Source organism: Vibrio sp. 10N.286.55.E10, from assembly GCF_002872555.1.
GTDB classification, from domain to species: domain Bacteria; phylum Pseudomonadota; class Gammaproteobacteria; order Enterobacterales; family Vibrionaceae; genus Vibrio; species Vibrio crassostreae.
On record NZ_MCSD01000018.1, the window covers coordinates 115,648 to 132,550 of the forward strand.

17 protein-coding genes and 1 riboswitch are annotated in these 16,903 nt (G+C 44.3%); of the genes, 3 read left to right on the top strand and 14 right to left on the bottom strand.

From position 1 onward, the window contains the following. Window positions 1-106 precede the first annotated feature (106 nt). Window positions 107-451 (top strand): hypothetical protein, encoded by a 345-nt coding sequence (locus BCV39_RS12515; RefSeq protein ID WP_048659932.1) that lies wholly within the window; start codon window positions 107-109, stop codon window positions 449-451. Between the two features lie 128 nt (window positions 452-579). Here the strand turns inward: BCV39_RS12515 and thiE are convergent, their stop codons facing one another. Beyond that, window positions 580-1,197, bottom strand: a complete 618-nt coding sequence (thiE, locus tag BCV39_RS12520) for a thiamine phosphate synthase (protein ID WP_048659931.1) — start codon at window positions 1,195-1,197, stop codon at window positions 580-582. Window positions 1,198-1,457: 260 nt separating this feature from the next. Here thiE and BCV39_RS12525 point away from each other — a divergent pair, with 260 nt between their 5' ends. Next, window positions 1,458-3,401: a methyl-accepting chemotaxis protein gene (locus tag BCV39_RS12525; RefSeq protein ID WP_048659930.1), complete on the top strand. Its 1,944-nt coding sequence runs from the start codon at window positions 1,458-1,460 to the stop codon at window positions 3,399-3,401. Window positions 3,402-3,553: 152 nt separating this feature from the next. On the opposite strand, the gene thiM is transcribed toward BCV39_RS12525, so the two are convergent. The 11 genes from thiM to BCV39_RS12580 form a co-directional block, all read right to left on the bottom strand. Continuing rightward, window positions 3,554-4,339, bottom strand: coding sequence for a hydroxyethylthiazole kinase (gene thiM, locus BCV39_RS12530; RefSeq protein WP_102432294.1), 786 nt, complete (start codon window positions 4,337-4,339; stop codon window positions 3,554-3,556). Between the two features lie 29 nt (window positions 4,340-4,368). Continuing rightward, a complete protein-coding gene (gene tenA, locus BCV39_RS12535) occupies window positions 4,369-5,049 on the bottom strand; it encodes a thiaminase II (protein WP_102432295.1) in 681 nt (226 codons plus the stop codon). A gap of 8 nt (window positions 5,050-5,057) precedes the next feature. After that, the gene (locus BCV39_RS12540; protein WP_048659927.1) at window positions 5,058-6,014 is read right to left on the bottom strand and encodes an ABC transporter substrate-binding protein; all 957 of its coding nucleotides are present in this window, start codon (window positions 6,012-6,014) and stop codon (window positions 5,058-5,060) included. A 119-nt stretch (window positions 6,015-6,133) separates the two neighbouring features. Then, a complete protein-coding gene (locus tag BCV39_RS12545) occupies window positions 6,134-6,949 on the bottom strand; it encodes an ABC transporter permease (protein WP_102432296.1) in 816 nt (271 codons plus the stop codon). Beyond that, window positions 6,942-7,700, bottom strand: a complete 759-nt coding sequence (locus BCV39_RS12550; protein ID WP_102432297.1) for an ABC transporter ATP-binding protein — start codon at window positions 7,698-7,700, stop codon at window positions 6,942-6,944. Before BCV39_RS12550 ends, BCV39_RS12545 begins: the two co-directional genes overlap by 8 nt. Beyond that, entirely contained in the window at window positions 7,690-8,574 is an 885-nt protein-coding gene (gene thiD, locus BCV39_RS12555; RefSeq protein ID WP_241902301.1) for a bifunctional hydroxymethylpyrimidine kinase/phosphomethylpyrimidine kinase, read from the bottom strand. Before thiD ends, BCV39_RS12550 begins: the two co-directional genes overlap by 11 nt. Before the next feature lie 98 nt (window positions 8,575-8,672). After that, a riboswitch (TPP riboswitch) is annotated at window positions 8,673-8,784 on the bottom strand. 110 nt (window positions 8,785-8,894) lie between these two features. Next, window positions 8,895-9,800: an EamA family transporter gene (locus BCV39_RS12560; RefSeq protein ID WP_102432298.1), complete on the bottom strand. Its 906-nt coding sequence runs from the start codon at window positions 9,798-9,800 to the stop codon at window positions 8,895-8,897. A gap of 85 nt (window positions 9,801-9,885) precedes the next feature. Then, entirely contained in the window at window positions 9,886-10,614 is a 729-nt protein-coding gene (locus BCV39_RS12565; protein WP_102432299.1) for an AraC family transcriptional regulator, read from the bottom strand. Window positions 10,615-10,787: 173 nt separating this feature from the next. After that, window positions 10,788-11,816, bottom strand: a complete 1,029-nt coding sequence (locus BCV39_RS12570) for a DUF4382 domain-containing protein (protein WP_102432300.1) — start codon at window positions 11,814-11,816, stop codon at window positions 10,788-10,790. A 422-nt stretch (window positions 11,817-12,238) separates the two neighbouring features. Further along, the gene (locus tag BCV39_RS12575) at window positions 12,239-12,490 is read right to left on the bottom strand and encodes a DUF2999 family protein (RefSeq protein WP_004731647.1); all 252 of its coding nucleotides are present in this window, start codon (window positions 12,488-12,490) and stop codon (window positions 12,239-12,241) included. 107 nt (window positions 12,491-12,597) lie between these two features. Continuing rightward, window positions 12,598-13,695: a YdcF family protein gene (locus tag BCV39_RS12580; protein WP_102432301.1), complete on the bottom strand. Its 1,098-nt coding sequence runs from the start codon at window positions 13,693-13,695 to the stop codon at window positions 12,598-12,600. Window positions 13,696-14,191: 496 nt separating this feature from the next. Between BCV39_RS12580 and BCV39_RS12585 the strand changes: the two genes are divergently transcribed. Then, entirely contained in the window at window positions 14,192-14,866 is a 675-nt protein-coding gene (locus BCV39_RS12585) for a glutathione S-transferase family protein (protein ID WP_102460934.1), read from the top strand. A 137-nt stretch (window positions 14,867-15,003) separates the two neighbouring features. On the opposite strand, the gene BCV39_RS12590 is transcribed toward BCV39_RS12585, so the two are convergent. Together BCV39_RS12590 and BCV39_RS12595 are read right to left on the bottom strand one after the other, a co-directional pair. Next, window positions 15,004-15,507, bottom strand: coding sequence for a hypothetical protein (locus BCV39_RS12590; RefSeq protein WP_017105147.1), 504 nt, complete (start codon window positions 15,505-15,507; stop codon window positions 15,004-15,006). A gap of 62 nt (window positions 15,508-15,569) precedes the next feature. Then, window positions 15,570-16,541: a hypothetical protein gene (locus BCV39_RS12595; protein WP_102432303.1), complete on the bottom strand. Its 972-nt coding sequence runs from the start codon at window positions 16,539-16,541 to the stop codon at window positions 15,570-15,572. Window positions 16,542-16,903: the final 362 nt, after the last annotated feature.

Sequence of the window (16,903 nt, forward strand, 5' to 3'; positions counted from 1 at the left end):
TTAATTCGCCCCAGTTTATGAGCGCTCATCGAGTGCTTTTTTATATCTAAATGAACCTTTTGGAAAATTTGTCGTGAACGTTTTAAGAAATATTTGCCCTGAGAAAATGGGTAAAGAGCGTAACAAACGAGAGTATGATTTACGCGTACTTAATTGTGTCAGTGAAAGCGAATATGAATCGCGTATGGCGGTTTGGAATAGTCTAGCGTTAACTGCTACTCCGTCTGCTTCGGAAACAAAGGGCTTCATCGATGAGTCTTTCAACAAGCTTCAACAAGACCTGAAAGAAGCTAGCCGTGAGTTGTCGATTAACTACACGGACTTCATCGCAATGGCGCATGAAGAGATCAACTACATTAAGGTGTTTGTTGCTGATAAAACCGCACAATACGGTTGGTACGCTGCGATCGTTCTTATGATCATCGGCACCGTTGCTCTGTGTATTCAATAGACCCAACAGTGTGTTAGATAGAGCACCTTAAATGCTCAGTCGATAAGCACATCTACCACTACTTTGTACTGGTGCTTTCACTAGAAAACAGATGACTAGCCTCATTTGTTTTCTAGTCTATAACCTCTTCACTCTCCCATTAGAGATAGTAAGTCTTGGGTCGCTTCTTTAGGGCTTTCAGCGTGACATATCGCCGACACCAAAGCCAAGCCGTGAATACCCGTCTGAACCAACTGCGGAATGTTCGACTCGTTGATGCCACCGATACCCACAATCGGCAGTTTGGTCGTTTCTAACGCTATTTGAATGCCTTCGTAACCCCAGTGTTTCTTTAGATTTGTCTTGGTAGGTGTCGCGAAAATCGCACTAAGGCCAATGTAATCAATCGGCAAACTATCGGCTTCTTGTAACTGCTGCTCAGTCTCAATCGACAAACCAAGAATCTTATCAGGGCCAATCAGCTTGCGTGCTAACGCGGCAGGCATATCCGATTGCCCCAAGTGCAAACCATCGGCATCAACGGCCAATGCCACATCAACTCGATCATTAATGATCAACGGCACACCTGAACCAGACAAAATCGACTTAACGGCCTGCGCTCGTTCAATAAAAGCTCTCACATCTCCATGCTTCTCTCTTACTTGAACCATAGTGACACCACCAGCGATTGCTTGTTCAACCACGAACTTAAGCGTTTCTAAATCTTGTTGGTCATCCGTTACTAAGTAGAGCTTATAAGGGTTCATATCGTGCCTTTGGAGTCGGAGTCTAAATTGAGTTGCTACCATTTTACCGACAATTCGCATCATGTGCATGGAAGTTAATACTAAATTAGCTCAATTAAGCGCGCACCATTGAATATACAACTCGTTGAAAGCATACCGAAAATCCTGAAACTTTTAACGAAAGCGTTACTTATTACACAAACTATTCACTTAAGCCTGCCCAGAACGCTGTTTTATGGAATACTTCGCTATGAAGGAATCAGGTAAATATAGGGATAGTTATGCGCCACCTTTCTATAGCGCTCAAGATCAAGCTGGGTTATGCCATCTGCTTGCTCTTTTTCGTCATTTCAGGCTTTGTGAGTTACAAAGGTATCCAAACCTTGTCGAACGGCTTCAGCCAATACAGTGAACTCAGCCATAAAGCGACACTCTCAGGCAACATTCAAGTGCACTTTCTTCAGGTGCGTTTGGCTTCTGAACGTTACTTAGAGTCATTGGATGAACAGTACGAAACGAATTATCAATCAAGTAAACTCGCGATTGATGAACTGCTGAACAACTTAATCCAAACCACCACCAACACCGATAGCTTGTCGAGCCTGCAATTAGTGCAAGACAGCGTTGCGGCCTTTGATGTGGCTTATGGGTCAATGAAACAGAGTGAGCTCCTCATTGAACAACTGGTAAACGTTGAGATGGTCAAACGAGAGACCAACGCACTGAAAGCTGCTCAGAGCTTGTTGTATGAGTCTTACAATAACAATGATCCAAACGCGAGCTTATACGCCGGCATGTTGATGGAGAACTTCCTCGCAGCCAAGATCACCGTGCTCAGTTACTCAAACAACAACGACCTCAAAACCTATGAAGCGGGCAAAGATATCTTTGAATACGCGCTACCAGGTATCGAAGGCGACATTGAATCTCTCAAATCCTCACCTTATCAAAGTGAGCTGATTGAAGACTTCTCGAACCAACGCGAAGCGTATGCAAAGGGCTTTGAGCAAGTTCATCAACAAATGATTGAGAACACTCAAAGAACCGCTACCCTCGCCTCTATTGGCGACAGTTTAGCGATTGCGGTCGCCGATGCTCAAAGTATTCTTGAACAACAAAAGCAAGCGCTCACGCCTGTACTGCAAGCCAGTGAAAAGCGCTCGATTCAAATCATTATATTGCTGACAGGAGTTGCCTTAGTTATTGGCATGACGAGCGCCGTGTTGGTGACTCGCTCTATTACCACAGGCATCGCGCAGGTTAAACAAATCACCAACGAACTTTCTCAGGGCAATCTGAATGTTGAAGTGAACATTGAGAGCAAGAACGAGATTGGTGAACTGCTAACCAACATGGAGATCACCATTGAGTCTCTGCGCGATATTGTTGGCCAAGTGAACCGCTCTAGTGTGCGTATTGGCGAGATGTCAGAGTCGCTTAACCAGGTGACCAATAATAGCTCGACCAACGCAACACAGTTGAACAGCGAAATGCTCAATATCTCTTCTGCCGTTGATCAATTGGCTTCCAGCACATCAGAAATTGCTGCAAGTGCTAACCACGCCTCTCAAGTTGCCAACCAAGCAACCGAGAATGTGGCGATGGGACTCAAAGAAGTAGACAAAACACTGCATGAGATTGGCAGTGCCGATGAAAGCATGCAGGTCAGTAGCCAGAAAGTGACGGACCTACATAAAGAGTCGATGAACATTGGTGCCATTCTTGAAGTAATCAAAGGCGTTTCTGAACAAACCAACCTACTGGCATTGAATGCGGCTATTGAAGCAGCGCGTGCAGGTGAGCAAGGTCGAGGGTTTGCTGTCGTAGCGGATGAAGTAAGAACTCTCGCTAAGCGTACTCAAGATTCTGCAAGCCAGATCGATGAACTCATCACCTCGCTACAGCGCGGTGCTAAAGACGCACTCGAGTCGATCAAAGAGAGCCACAGCACGGTTTCCGATGCTTCGACTCAGGCACAGCAAGCCTCTCAGAATTTGCATGTGATTAACCAACACATCCAGGATTTGAATCAGGCCAACAGCCAAATCGCGATATCCGTCGATGAGCAGGACTGCTTAACCAAATCACTGGGTGAAAATGCGCAAGGTGCCAATACTATCGCACAAAGTAACCAAGAGTCTGTAAGCAGTATTTCTGGCGCAGCGAGCGACTTAACTGAGGTTGCTCATCACCTAGAGAGCCAAGTGAATCGATTTAGAACCTAGCATAAGCTGCTTTATCACAGCTGACATAGTTCTGAGTCACAAACAAAAAGCCCCCTACACATAAGTGTCGGGGGCTTTCTTTTAGTTAAAAGCTTTAAATTAAGAGCCATTAACTTCGAACTATCAGTTTTGAGCTTAGAACTAGATTAAGCCTACTGAATCTTCAGACGCTGAATCAGTGTCTCTTCATCTAGTTGATACAACTCATCAAGCAAGTTCATTTGCAAGCTACCTGGGCCACGAGAGTTCTCAGCCGCGATTTCGCCAACCACACCCAACACCGCTGCAGCAGCCAAACCACTTTCATCACCGACAGCAGCAAACGCGCCCGCCAAAGTAGTTAAGGTACAACCCATGCCCGTCACATACGGCATCATTGGGTGCCCGTTATTTAACGTCACAACACTGTCTTTCGTGACAACGTAATCCGTCTCACCAGAAATCACCACATTTGCGCCATATTCAGCCACTAAGCATTGCGCTGCGCCTAATGCAGCATCACTGCTATCTAGTGCATCAACGCCTTTGCTCTGTGCTTGCTCACCCGCTAACGCGATAATCTCAGACGCGTTACCACGAATGATCAACTTATCCGCTAAACGTGCGATTTCACGAGAAGTCTCAGTTCGCAGCGTACTTGCACCACAACCCACAGGGTCAAGAACCACCACCTTGTTGTTCGTGTTTGCTTGTTCTACCGCGAAGCGCATTCTTGGCGTCCAAACGCTGTCTAACGTGCCAATGTTAATCACCAAAGCGCCAGAGAATGACATCATCTCAGCCAGTTCTTGTTGTGAGTGTGCCATGATAGGCGAAGCGCCAATTGCCAATAACGCATTGGCCGTGTTGTTCATCACGACGTAGTTGGTGATGTTTACAACCAACGGTTTTTGCTCTCGAACTGCGCGCAGTGATTGGATGATTTGTTCAGTTAGCATGGATTAATCCTTATTCGTGAAAATCGCTTTTAAGCCGCTGTTGAGTCATTAAGTGCATTCAGACCTTGCTGCCAGAAAGCCACTTCCATACGTGTTGCGGTTTTGAAGATATGAACGATGTTCTGACCGCGCTCGTTGTTAATATCAATCTCAGCCAGTAGCTGATTGAAATATTCCGCGCCCGTTGCCACGCCAGACTGGAACTCTTCGCCGCCGTAAAGCTGAAGCCAGCTTGCGTATGGGTTACCTTCCAAAACAGTATCACTGCTTTCTAACAGCGCTTTACCAATCACAGCATAACCAATTGAACATGGAGCCAGTGCCGCATAAAGATCAACAAGATCACCCGTCATACCTGCATCTAGAACGTAGCGCGTGTAAGCAACTGTGCCGAAATCTTCAGGTTCGTTTTCTAAATCCGATTCCGTCAAACCCCACTGACCACAGTAAGTCACATGGTGAGAGATTTCAGAATCTAATAAAGCATGAACACTTGGCAGTGCACGACGCATATCAGCCAGTGTTTTTGCCTTGTAAATCGCCAATGCATAAGCGCGAGCATACTGCTTCAAAAACAGAAAATCTTGTTTTAGGTAATGCAGAAAACACGGCTGAGCGAGAGTGCCGTTTGCCAGCGCTTTAACAAAATCATGCTCAGTGTAGTCTTGCCAATCTTGTTGACAGGCTTGGATTAAGTCTTGGTATTTCATGAGATTCCTTAGTCAAAAGTCGGTACGTAGTCAGCGGCTTTTGGTAGTGATTTAATAATACCTTTGTCAAACATGAACTGCGCGTAATCATCGTAACGCTTCATATCTACTGCAGAAGGGCGAAGTGCGAAACGGGTTAGTGTGTCGTTCCATGCGCGTTGGTTAAGCTCGTTGTTCAACGTATCTGGTGAATACGCCACAAACTCGCTCCATGACTCTTTTGGATGGTTCACGATGTAAGTCGTTGCTTGTTCCAATGCTTTGTTGAACGCTTTGATCGCTTCATCGTCGTGCTGCTTTGCGTTCGCCACAAAGATAAGCTCATCGTAAGCTGGCACACCGTGCTCTTCTGGGAAAAACGCTTTGGCTTTAAAGCCTTCAAGAGCTAACTGGTTAGTTTCGAAGTTACGTAAGCCACCCCAGATTGCGTCTACCTTGCCTGATGCCAATGAAGATGAAAGTGCCCAACCAACATTGATGGTTTGCACATCTGTAAAAGCAACGTTTTCTTGCGCTAACATAGTGCCGATAGTCGCTTCTTCGTTGCCAGCAATCGCAATACCGATTTTTTTACCTTTAAGATCCGCTAGCGAATCGTTCTTGCCGTTATCCAGTACCATTAGTGTGTTCAGTGGCGTCGCGATAAGAGTTGATGCACGAACGAGAGGCAAGCCTGCCGCCACATCCATGGTTAAACTTGGTTGGTAAGTTACCGCTAAATCGACCTTACCTGCCGCAACCAATTTTGCTGGCGTGCTTGGGTCAGCGGGCTCTTGAATTTCAATCTCTAAGCCTTGATCAGCAAAGTAGCCACGCTCTTGAGCGATCACAATCGGGCCATGGTTCGGGTTCACAAACCAATCCAACATCAGTGTCAGTTTCTTTTGTTCAGAATCCGCCAATGCATGACCTGAAACCAATGAAGCAAGCAGTGCCACTGCACCTACCAATTTGGTATTTTTCATAGTTAACCTTTCCTTTTGAATATTATTATTGTGTTTATCGAGCTAATTTTTAACGAGGTTTGTTTAGATAAATAGCCTTGAGCGAAGCTTTATTAAACAAAGAGTTATTGAGCTAACCATTACTGGTTCTCCCAAGGGATAGCTTTTTTGAGTAACTTGTCTGTAATGAAGTAGAGCGAGATAGACAGCACCGCCAAGATGAACAAGGCGGCAAACATCTCATCGATGATCATGCGCGCGTTGGCCTGCAGCATTAAGTAACCCAGCCCCTCACTCGAACCCACCCACTCGCCGACGACCGCTCCAATTGGCGCAATCACCACAGCGACACGAATACCAGATGCCAGTGTTGGCAGTGCAGCAGGCAGTTGGATGTGACGAAGCAGTTGCCATTTCGATGCACCCATCGTCTTAGCAAGATCGAGATAGCCTGTCGGTGTATTACGCAAGCCGTCGTAGCTACAGGTCGTTACAGGGAAGAAGATTATGATTGCCGCCATCACCACTTTTGAAGCGATGCCATAGCCAAGCCACAGCATCAATACTGGCGCGATCGCGAATACAGGAATCGCTTGGCTAGCAATTAAGATAGGCAATAGCCAACGTTTCAATGGATCAAACATCAACATCTGCAGAGCAAAAAACAGCCCCATCGACAAACCTAGCAGTAGACCAAGTAAGATCTCTTGCGCAGTCACCCAAGTGTGTTTGAGTAACACATCGTAGCGTTCAATCAACTTGAGGAAGACTTCTGCGGGAGCTGGCAGAATGAAGCTTGGCATCTCGAAAATAACTACCACCATTTGCCATAAACCCAGAATAACAGCACTGCTGATAAGCAAACGCATCACGGGGTTCATCTGACGAGGGCGTGTAGTGGCAGCCTGTCCGTTAGTTGAATGAGCCACAGCTTCGCTTCGCGTTAGATCATTCATAATCACGCTCCAACTGGTCTAAGATCGCCTGTTGCAACTCGGCACACTCACCATCGAGCACTCGTGGCGTTGACGTGTGAGGAACAGATAAAGAGTGAGCACTCGCCGGTGTGCCTTGCAACACATACAAGTTATCCGCCAAACGCACCGCTTCTTGTGGATCATGGGTGATCAGGACAACGGTTTTATCCCTTAACAGTTCACACGCTAAGGTCTGTAACTTGTGTCTCGTTACCGCATCCAGCGCAGAGAACGGTTCATCCATCAGCACCACTGGCTTGTCTTGCATTAAAGTGCGAGCCAAAGCGACTCGCTGACGCATGCCTCCAGACAATTGATCCGGCATCGCATTCGCGTAATCTGCCAAACCAACCGCAGAAAGCAACTCGAGTGCTTGATTGGTTTGTAGCGCTTTATCAGATGCTGGATTTTGAAAGCGATGACTCAGGCAAACATTGTCGATAACCGATAACCATGGCAGTAACAAATCTTGCTGCGCCATGTAAGCGATGCGATCGGTTAGAGGCAGTTCATCAGACGTTGCCAATGTGCCCTGCCACTCCACCTTGTCGTCCAGCAAGCCTGCCAGATAACGCAATACGGTGGTTTTTCCGCAGCCACTTCGACCCAACAATACCGTCCACTTACCTGCGTTTAAGCTAAGCGACAATCCCGATAAGGTTGCGTGTTCGCTGTCGTTATAACGTAAGGACGCATTGCTGAGTTGAACGCCAATCGTATTAACGGACATTGCCGTGCCCAGCGAAAAAGTGATTTACCGGGCCATGACCTTGACCAACTTGGAGTTCGTCAGCATGAGCAATCGCGCGTGAAATGTATTGTTTACCTAGGTCGACAGCCTCTGGAAGCGTGTTGCCTTGCGCTAAGAAAGAAGCAATTGCAGAAGAGAGCGTACAACCCGTGCCATGGGTGTTTTTAGTCGGAAAACGCTTCGCGCTAATCACAGCAGATGTGGTTGGTAGAATCAGCAAGTCGTTACTATTTTCATCTTTCTCCAAGTGACCGCCTTTTAGCAGGACTGCTTTAGCACCTAAAGCGCGCAGGTCTTCAATCATATTCTGCATTTCAGCTTCGCTCTCAGGCACGGCTTTTCCTGTAAGTGCAGCGCCTTCTGGCAAGTTAGGGGTAATGATGTCTGCGAGCGGAATCAGCTCTTGTTTTAGCGTGGTGATAGCAGAGTTTTCTAAGAGAAGGTCACCACTTGTTGCGACCATTACAGGGTCGATCACTAAGTGTTTAGGTTGGTATTGTTTGATTTTGTCCGCGACGACTTTAATGATTTGCGAATCCGCCAACATACCGACTTTTACTGCCACGATATTCAAATCAGTAAACACTGCATCTAGTTGGCTAGCGACATGCTCAAGTGGGATTGGGAAAATAGCGGACACGCCTTGGGTGTTCTGAGATGTGATAGCAGTAATCACAGAACAAGCGAAGCTACCCGTTGCCGACATAGCTTTGATATCAGCTTGAATACCTGCGCCGCCGCCACTATCAGAACCCGCGATGGTCAAAACAATCGGAGTATTGATCGAAGAAAATTGGTTTTCTGGTGTTTGAGTGTTGCTAGGTGATGCTTTAGAAATGGAATGCTGTGTCATGGTCGCTCCTACTGTCTAAAAGACGTAAGAGAACCGAACTTTGGCCGTAAAGAGAGTGTGGAGATGAAACCAATGAGAGATCATTGTTGAACCACGTAGGCAAAGTAATCATAGTTCCCTACGCCAGTGTTAACTGAATCAGGTTCAACGGGTCTCGAATAACGATCTCAGCAAACACCAAATAAGGTATATGCCCCCCGACTATTGATAGCGATAGTAACAGCACTCTCACAACTGAGATACTGATTTTATTCAATTATAAGAATTACGCATGAATAAATTTCAATTAGGCGCTAAAAAACAAGTACTTATAACGCTATTTAAGATGGCTTCGACTGTATCAACAAGCACAGTACAATCAGGGACATACCAAACCACCCTGTAAAAGGAATCAGCTCACCGACAACGCAGACCGCGAGCACCGCTGCGACTACCGGTTCAAACAAAGTAAGTAGATTGGCACTACTCGCGGTGACATGGCGTAAACCAAAACTGAAGGCGACATAGCCCAAACATTGTGGGATTAACGTCAGATAACTGATGACTAATACGTTGGTCTGCGAGGAAAACAGGTTCTCACCAGTAAACCAGAGCGTTGGCAACAACAGCATCGCACCGAGGCCAAAAATACTGCCCATCGCCGCTTGTGACTTAATCCCTTTATCGATCAGTGCCTTTGTCGCCCAAGAATAAATGGCATAGCACAGGGCTGCCACCAAACCTAATCCAATCCCCAAAAGCTTCAGGTCGTCGCCAGAGTCACTCGCCGATGATGATTCTGAAAATACCAACAACCCAATACCTACTACACCAATCGCAAAGCTAGTGAGCCAACGTTTGTTGATATTATTATTTTTGCTAATCAGACACTCTAGCAGTGCAGAAAAGAAAGGTGCGGTAGCAATCGAAACTACGGTACCTATCGCCACACCTGATAGTTTCATTGAAGAATAGAAAGCTAAGGGATATACCGCCAAAGCCAAAGCGCTCACTGCCAACAGCTTCTTGTTCTGCAAAAGTTTGTCGAAAGCGAATAGGATTTTTCGATACGCCAAGCCCGCTTGCATTAGGCCACCGACACCCATAGAGAAAGCGCCAATCGCTAATGGGCTTAGATCAGGAGCAAAGCTTGCGGCGGTGCCTGTCGTGCCCCATAAAATAGAAGCAAACAAGATGGCTAAAGTGCCCGTTTGGAATTCATTAACGCGATTGATGGCAAGATTCATTTCTATTATCCAATTTTCATTTTTCAAATAGATAATAGTGAATGTTTATAATATTTAGTTTGCTGAAAGGACGCTATTATTGTTTCTAAAGACTGTCTTTCATGGAGCCTAGAAAAGCCCTTGGAGACATCCCAAAATGCTGAGAGAAGCGGCGACTGAAAGCAGAAACATCACTATATCCCACATTTTCGGCTATCAACTGAACGGGTAAATCGGTATGGGTTAACAAGGCTTGAGCTTTCTCCATACGATAGCGAGTGATGTATTTTAGCGCACTGATTCCAATACACTCTTTAAAGCGCTTCTTAAACTGAGTGGGGCTTAAACAGGCCGTTTCTGCAAGTTGTGAAATGGATAACGGCTGCGTGTAATTATCCGCGATCAGCCTTTGTACCGCACGAATTCGAGGGTCGATGCTCTTGCTTACTTCTTGTTGTTCTAAAAGCAGTGAAAACACATCCAAGATAGATGACTCAATGCCACTGTCTACTTGGTATTCCAACTGCTTCTCAACAAACAGCAAGAAGCTCATTAAAGGTGGCGTTATCGTGAAAACCGAGAGATCATGCTCTAACAAGTGCTGCGGTAACTCTGCCATATCTGCGACAATAAACCGCGCTGCTTCATCCGCCTTAAACGCATGCGCTGTGGTTACCGGAATCACCACACATTCGCCCACGGCCACTTTGCCGACATACCCCACCATTTCAATATTAATACTGCCTTGGATCGGCAATACCAGTTGATGATGGTCATCATGAGCATGGGTATTAAATTGCTTGGTGTAAGATCGAATACTTAAGCTAGATTTCATGAGCAACGCCGGAGTACATTTCGCTAGGTTAAAGTAAGAGAGACAACGTTACATTATCACTACCCTAGAGTCACACTCAATGCGCATCAAATTCATGCTAGCTAGGTGACATGATCAAAAACGACCTCCAAATAAGAGGCCGTTTTTATTAAAAATCGTCATTCACATCAAGGTTAGAATGACACTTGGCTGTCTTGACCAACCGTTACTTGCACGCCGTTTTGAGCTTCGTATATTGCGAACCCAGCAGCTAGTGGCGCTGCATTATCTTCGTCACTGTCATGCTGCGCAGTACAGGTATAACCCAATGAGTAAGTACCTGGATCAATGAAGCCCAATGAGAATTCAAAATTAGTTTGGTCTTCACCAAGCACAACGGAAGCTGAAGTGACTGGTTTAACTTCCTCACTACCACCAATCGGAGCCATGTCATCTTTGTCGATGTTGCCTTCATACAAGTAGACCGCCTGAACAAAGGTATTATCGGTTGTGAGCCTACAAGCATCAAAGGTTTGCTTCGCAACAGTACCTTCAATATTTCCTGTCTCAACCGTATTGATCAGGCTCACAGACGTTCTTTGAATGGTGTAATCAGGGAAAGTCGAACTGTTCTTTAGGCCACGTCGAAGATCGAACTCGACAACAAAATCGTTGCTTTGCTGGTTCACGTTAAAAGAGTTGTTGAAGTACAGTACGCCAGCGTTATCTTCTTTACCTACACCTTGCGGGCACGCGCCATTACCTTTCACCGTTAACTCACGATTCGTATCATCATTTTCTATCACGTAAGATGGATCTGTTGGATGATCACCATCATTCGCGAACACACACAACTTATAGCTACCTACTGGAACTACCTCATTTTCAATCAAAGGAAGCGCATCGCTGCCTTGGTAATCCAACAAATTAACACTTAATGGAATAGGATCTGCGCCATCAGGTAATGGATCGCCATTTTCATCAACGTAGTTACCGTTTTCGTCCGTTTTATACACATCATAAATCAGAGGCGAACCTCCCCCTTGAGGAAGTAAAGCGACCTTGCTAAATGTCACCGTCACATCTTTAACATCATCGACGGGCGCATCACTCACGCTCAAGGTAATGGGTGTCGTGCTGCTTGATGAACCTGAATCACCGCCACAACCAACAAGCCCAGCCAGCACAAGGCTCGCTAAAGCGGTTTCCTTTAAATACTTCATAACTAATTTCCTATAAATCACTGCTCAATAAAGGTCTTAGTTTGTTGCCCTCTTATTCTTTTCCTTAATGTGACTCATAGACAAACCGCGCTTATGGCCCAAATCGGCTAGCCCTATTACTTAAGGCTTTCTTCATCCAAAAACTCTGTTCATCAAGGTGCACATATCAGGTCGCACACAGATTAATTAAGTCTAGTAAGCAATTTGTCAGTAGCAATGCAGATATGGCAAGAGTACTGTCAATTATGTTCAAATAATTGTTGAGTAGAAAATGGGAGGCTGGGACTGAAAGCAACGTGATCGAAGGTAATAATCGCCACCAAGATCAAAAAAGGCCGTTAAGACAGCCTGTTGCTGAACTTAAACGACCTTTTTATTGAATGTGGATAAAGCTAATTCGATATTAGCTCATTCAAATTCACTTATTTTTGAAGTTGCTCTTTAGCCGCTTCAACCTTAGAAAAATCTAGGCCAAGCTCTTCAACTGCTTCTTTGATTAGCGCAGGGTTTTGCATTACCTGACCCATCAGCATTTGAAGTTTGTCTTGTGGTAAACCAAGTTGGCTGATCGTCGCCATTGCTGCAAGAGGGTTCTCTGTCAGCGTTTTGAATAGCTCACTGATCTGCTCGTCGCTAATATTGTTCTCTTTCAACATTGCTAAAATCGGGTTCATTTTTTTGCCTTTGAAACACTAAATTAAGTAGGAGCACAGCATACCATCTAGCTGTGCTCGATTGTACTAGCAACTTATACTTTGCCTACTGTGAAATAACCCTAAGCCTAGCGAGACTCTAATGGATAAGAGCGGTAGCTCCACATGCCATACGTTCTCAGTGCGTCACGGTAAATACCTAACAGCTCACCACTGCTCGCTTTCTTAAGATCTTCGAGCGGCTTGTCTGGGTAAGAAACCGTATCGAAGGTGATACCTTGAGGACCCGTTTGCCAGCTCGCGATTTCAAACAGAGTTTGACCACGACGAACATGGCTTGCCGAGCTGATAATGGTCGCGTGCTTAATATCATGACGAGCAAGCGCATAGCTACTGAATAAGGCATTCCCTACCGTGCTGGTCGCGTAGTTCTCTTCAATGATGCGATCTTTACTTACCCCTTTTGAGATAAGCCAATCCGCCATTAACTTGCCTTCAGTCTTATGGTTCTTCGGCACGCCACCCGTTAACACGATCATCGCATCTGGGTTCGCTTTAGACATCGCCAACGTTGTCTCAAGACGTTCGATCAAGATTTGATGCATAGAACCATCAGGGTTAAGTGCGTAGCCCAAAGTGACTATGGCACCGTGGTCGCTCAACAGCCCCTTATCTGCAGACTCTTTCAGCGGTGTTTCTAACACGCGGTCGACCGTTGCAAAAATACGTTTGATGTCTTCTGCTTTGCCCTTATTCAGGCTTTCCAGTTTCTCCATGTGCTTGTTGGATTCACTATCATTGCCTTCAAATCTCTGCCAAACCGCAAGGTAAGCGTGAAGATCAACATCGTCTGGCGCAACCGTCAGTGCTTGTTCAAACAACTCAATAGCGCGCTCCGCATTCTTGTTGTAGATCTGAGCGTTCGCTGCCGAGATCAACAAGTCAGTACGGTAAGGTTCTAGCTGGTACGCTTCTAACAATCGGTTAGTCACAATTTCCATGTTGCTTGGCATTTTAGCCGTGAAGCCCGCGTGTGAAATTCTTGCCGGAGACTTAAACGCCTGCAACGCATCAAGAAGTAGTTGGTCGACAACTTGTCGCTTAGTCACCAACTGCGCGTAATCTGCTGAAGCCTGTACTGCGCCATCGTTAGCAGCAAAAGAATAAGGTGTTGCGCCAAAAGCGAGCATGCCACCAAGAGCTAAGGCGATAATGTTCTTTTTCATGGAAAGATCCTGTGTCGTTAAGTGTTCACATCAGATTTGCTCACCAATGTAAGTCCCTAAGATTAAAAAACTGTGAACCACACCAGAATCTCCGAGGTTAATATTCATTTGTTGCATAAGGTGTGGCAACAGATCACGATTTTGAACTTACCAATAAGCCTGTATATCCAGATAATTCTGGTTTGAACCAGTGCTCAACGTTTTTGTTGGAATATCTGACTGCGGATTTAATACGCCCTATTCCACCGAAAACTACCCATCACAAACCCGAACTCCGCAGAAAACAACACGCCAAACAGCAACTTTAAGCTCATTTTTTCAACAACTTAAAATCCAACACACCGAATTGTTCGATGTTAATCCTCACTCAAATAACGAAGTTTTAAACACATAGACTTGGAATACGAATCAACAGATTTTCAAATAATTCAAAATCAATTATTGAACGACCGTTCAAGTGGTGCTTTAATGAATCACCAATACAAGGAGTTAACCCATGCTTAAGTTCTATTTTCACCAAACACCCAACCCAATGAAGATCGCTCTGTTTCTAGAAGAGACAGGTCTAGATTTTGAACTCTTTCCTGTTGATACCTTAAAGGGTGAGCAGCACACTCCGGAATATCGTTTGATTAACCCTAACGGTAAAACACCAGCCATTGAAGACGATGGGCAACGCGTGTTCGATTCTAATGCCATCCTTTTGTACCTATCAGAGAAGACTGGCGAGCTTGGGGGACAACCAGAAGACAGAGCTGAACTGCTCTCTTGGATGATGTTTATTGCGAGCGGCCTTGGCCCTTATTCTGGTCAATCGGTACACTTTCGTCATGCTGCGCCAACAGGCCTAGACTACGCTGTGAACCGTTACCTACGTGAAGCACAACGTCATTACGAAGTGTTAGAGAAGCATATGGAAGGTCGTGAATTTATCGTCGGAAATGAGTACACCATTGTCGATGTTGCTGCATGGGCTTGGATTGATAAAGCACCTTTCGTGCTTGGTGAAGAAGGCTTAGAACCTTACCCGAACTTGAAGCGCTGGTTTAACGCAATCAACACTCGCCCTGCTGCACTGCGTGCCCGCGAAACTGGTAAAGACGTTGAATTTAAAACAGAACGCGATGAAGAAGCGAAACGAGCACTGTTTCCTTCGAATTATGCGAAATAACTAAACGTAAAATAACTACGCGCAAAATAAACAAGCTGTACGCAATCTCTAAGTTAAACGAGTACAACTCAAACAACAAAAGAGCGGCTAACATGCCGCTCTTTTGTTGTTCAATTCATATACGCTGCATGAGCTTACTATTCAGGTCTCGCCACAAAGTTAATCTCTCCAGAACCCGTTAAATATGGGTCTTTGATCTTACCGCTTATCTCATTCTCAGAAACAAAGTCAATCAACAATCGTGAAGCAAACTCGGAGTAGTACAAACTCTTAAATGTGCCATCAGTTAGTAAGATTGAGGCTGACGCTCGAGTACGACCGTCAACACTCAATCGGTAATAACGACCGCCGCTAAATGTTAATACCGCGTCTGGGTAAGAATCAATCTTCCATGACTTACTTTCTAAAAATGAAAACGTAGTTTGATTAATTTCAAAACCTTGAACCGCGTACTTTAGTTCACCATTAGAGTTAAGAAATACGATCTCTGGCCTACCGTTACCATTTAAATCGGCTAATTCGAACTGCTGAACATCTTCACCAGGGAGCAGTGCTTTAGGAGCTATATATGACATCTCATAAGCAGAAGCTTGAAGTGATATAAATGAAATTAAAGACGTCAATAAGACTCGTGCATTCATTGCTACTTTCCTTTATATATTAGTATTTTTTAAAAAATTCACGAACTGAAAAGTAAAAGCACTTACATACCAAGAAGGCTTTTCATGTCACCAGACATATTAAGCATCCAATATTCGCCATCGCTTTTAAGCGTAATAATTTCATATTGAGTAATGATTCGGTCGCCGAACTGCTCTTTTTTCTCAACCGTAATATACTTTTGACCTTGGTAATCAAAGTCATTAATTACACTGAACGAAGATAATTGAGCAACATTGGAGCCTTGAGCAACCTTCCGAATATTCAAGAAAGTATTCATAAAGACTTTATCATCCATAATCGCGATATCTTCTCTGGTAACTCCAGAACCAAAGGCAATATTCGCAATATCAAGAACATTCTGATTTTCGTTTTGAAGACCTTCCATAATGATGGATTTGAGGTCTCTAATGACATCCGTATGATAGAAACTTGCAGACTGGTTAAAACCGACCTTAGTGATGAAATCAAAATACTGCTCAACAAACTCAACGGGATCTTGAGACAAAGATAGCTCACCTTCAACCACGACATCAACGTTTTCAATCAACGCGAATACTGAACTGTAAGGCGTAAAGTTGATACGTTTGTCAGCCAACCAATTCTTGTAAACCCACGATGATTCGTCCAGGCAATGCTGTGAAACTTCTGCCAACGGCACTCTGTCGCCAATAGTGGTATTGTGCGTTTTTTCACCTTGAGTGTTTATCGCATACGTGTAAACCAAAACACCAGATTGTGGATAACGCGCCTCTCCATCTATCTCACTAAACGTAGTGTTGATACACACTCTATCTATGCTATTTAGCGCTATTGGCAATAAGGCACTGGCTTCAGCCCTCTTTGTCAAATATCCCTCACTAAAATCGAAAAAATCAAAGCTAGGAGCTTGATACAGATCGGGTTCTTCAGTCAGTGTAGGGAGACCATGTTTTAAATTTGGACTAACCGTGTATGTTTCACTCGCAGCGTTCGCTGATAATAATAACATTGTTAATGGTGCGATATTTTTCATTATTTACTTCCTTTATTTTTGGCGAGAATATCTTTTATCCTGATAAAAAATTCAACCGTATAAACAGTAAAATAATCAATAAAAAACTCATCTGTGATTACAATCAACTATATAAGCATAATAAAATACAATTAAAACAATAAATATACAAAACACTATAAGTTATAATTAACTATTGATAGCATTAACTAAAGTTACAACTGTAGATATAAACCTCTATTTATCTCTTTCGCATTCTAATTAATTTAAATTAAAAATTGGATCATAAAATAAAATATTGATAAAAATAAAAAAACGATTACATTCGCTTCCTGTACTAAATAAGAAATTACACAATGTTATTATTAACATCACTTTAAAAC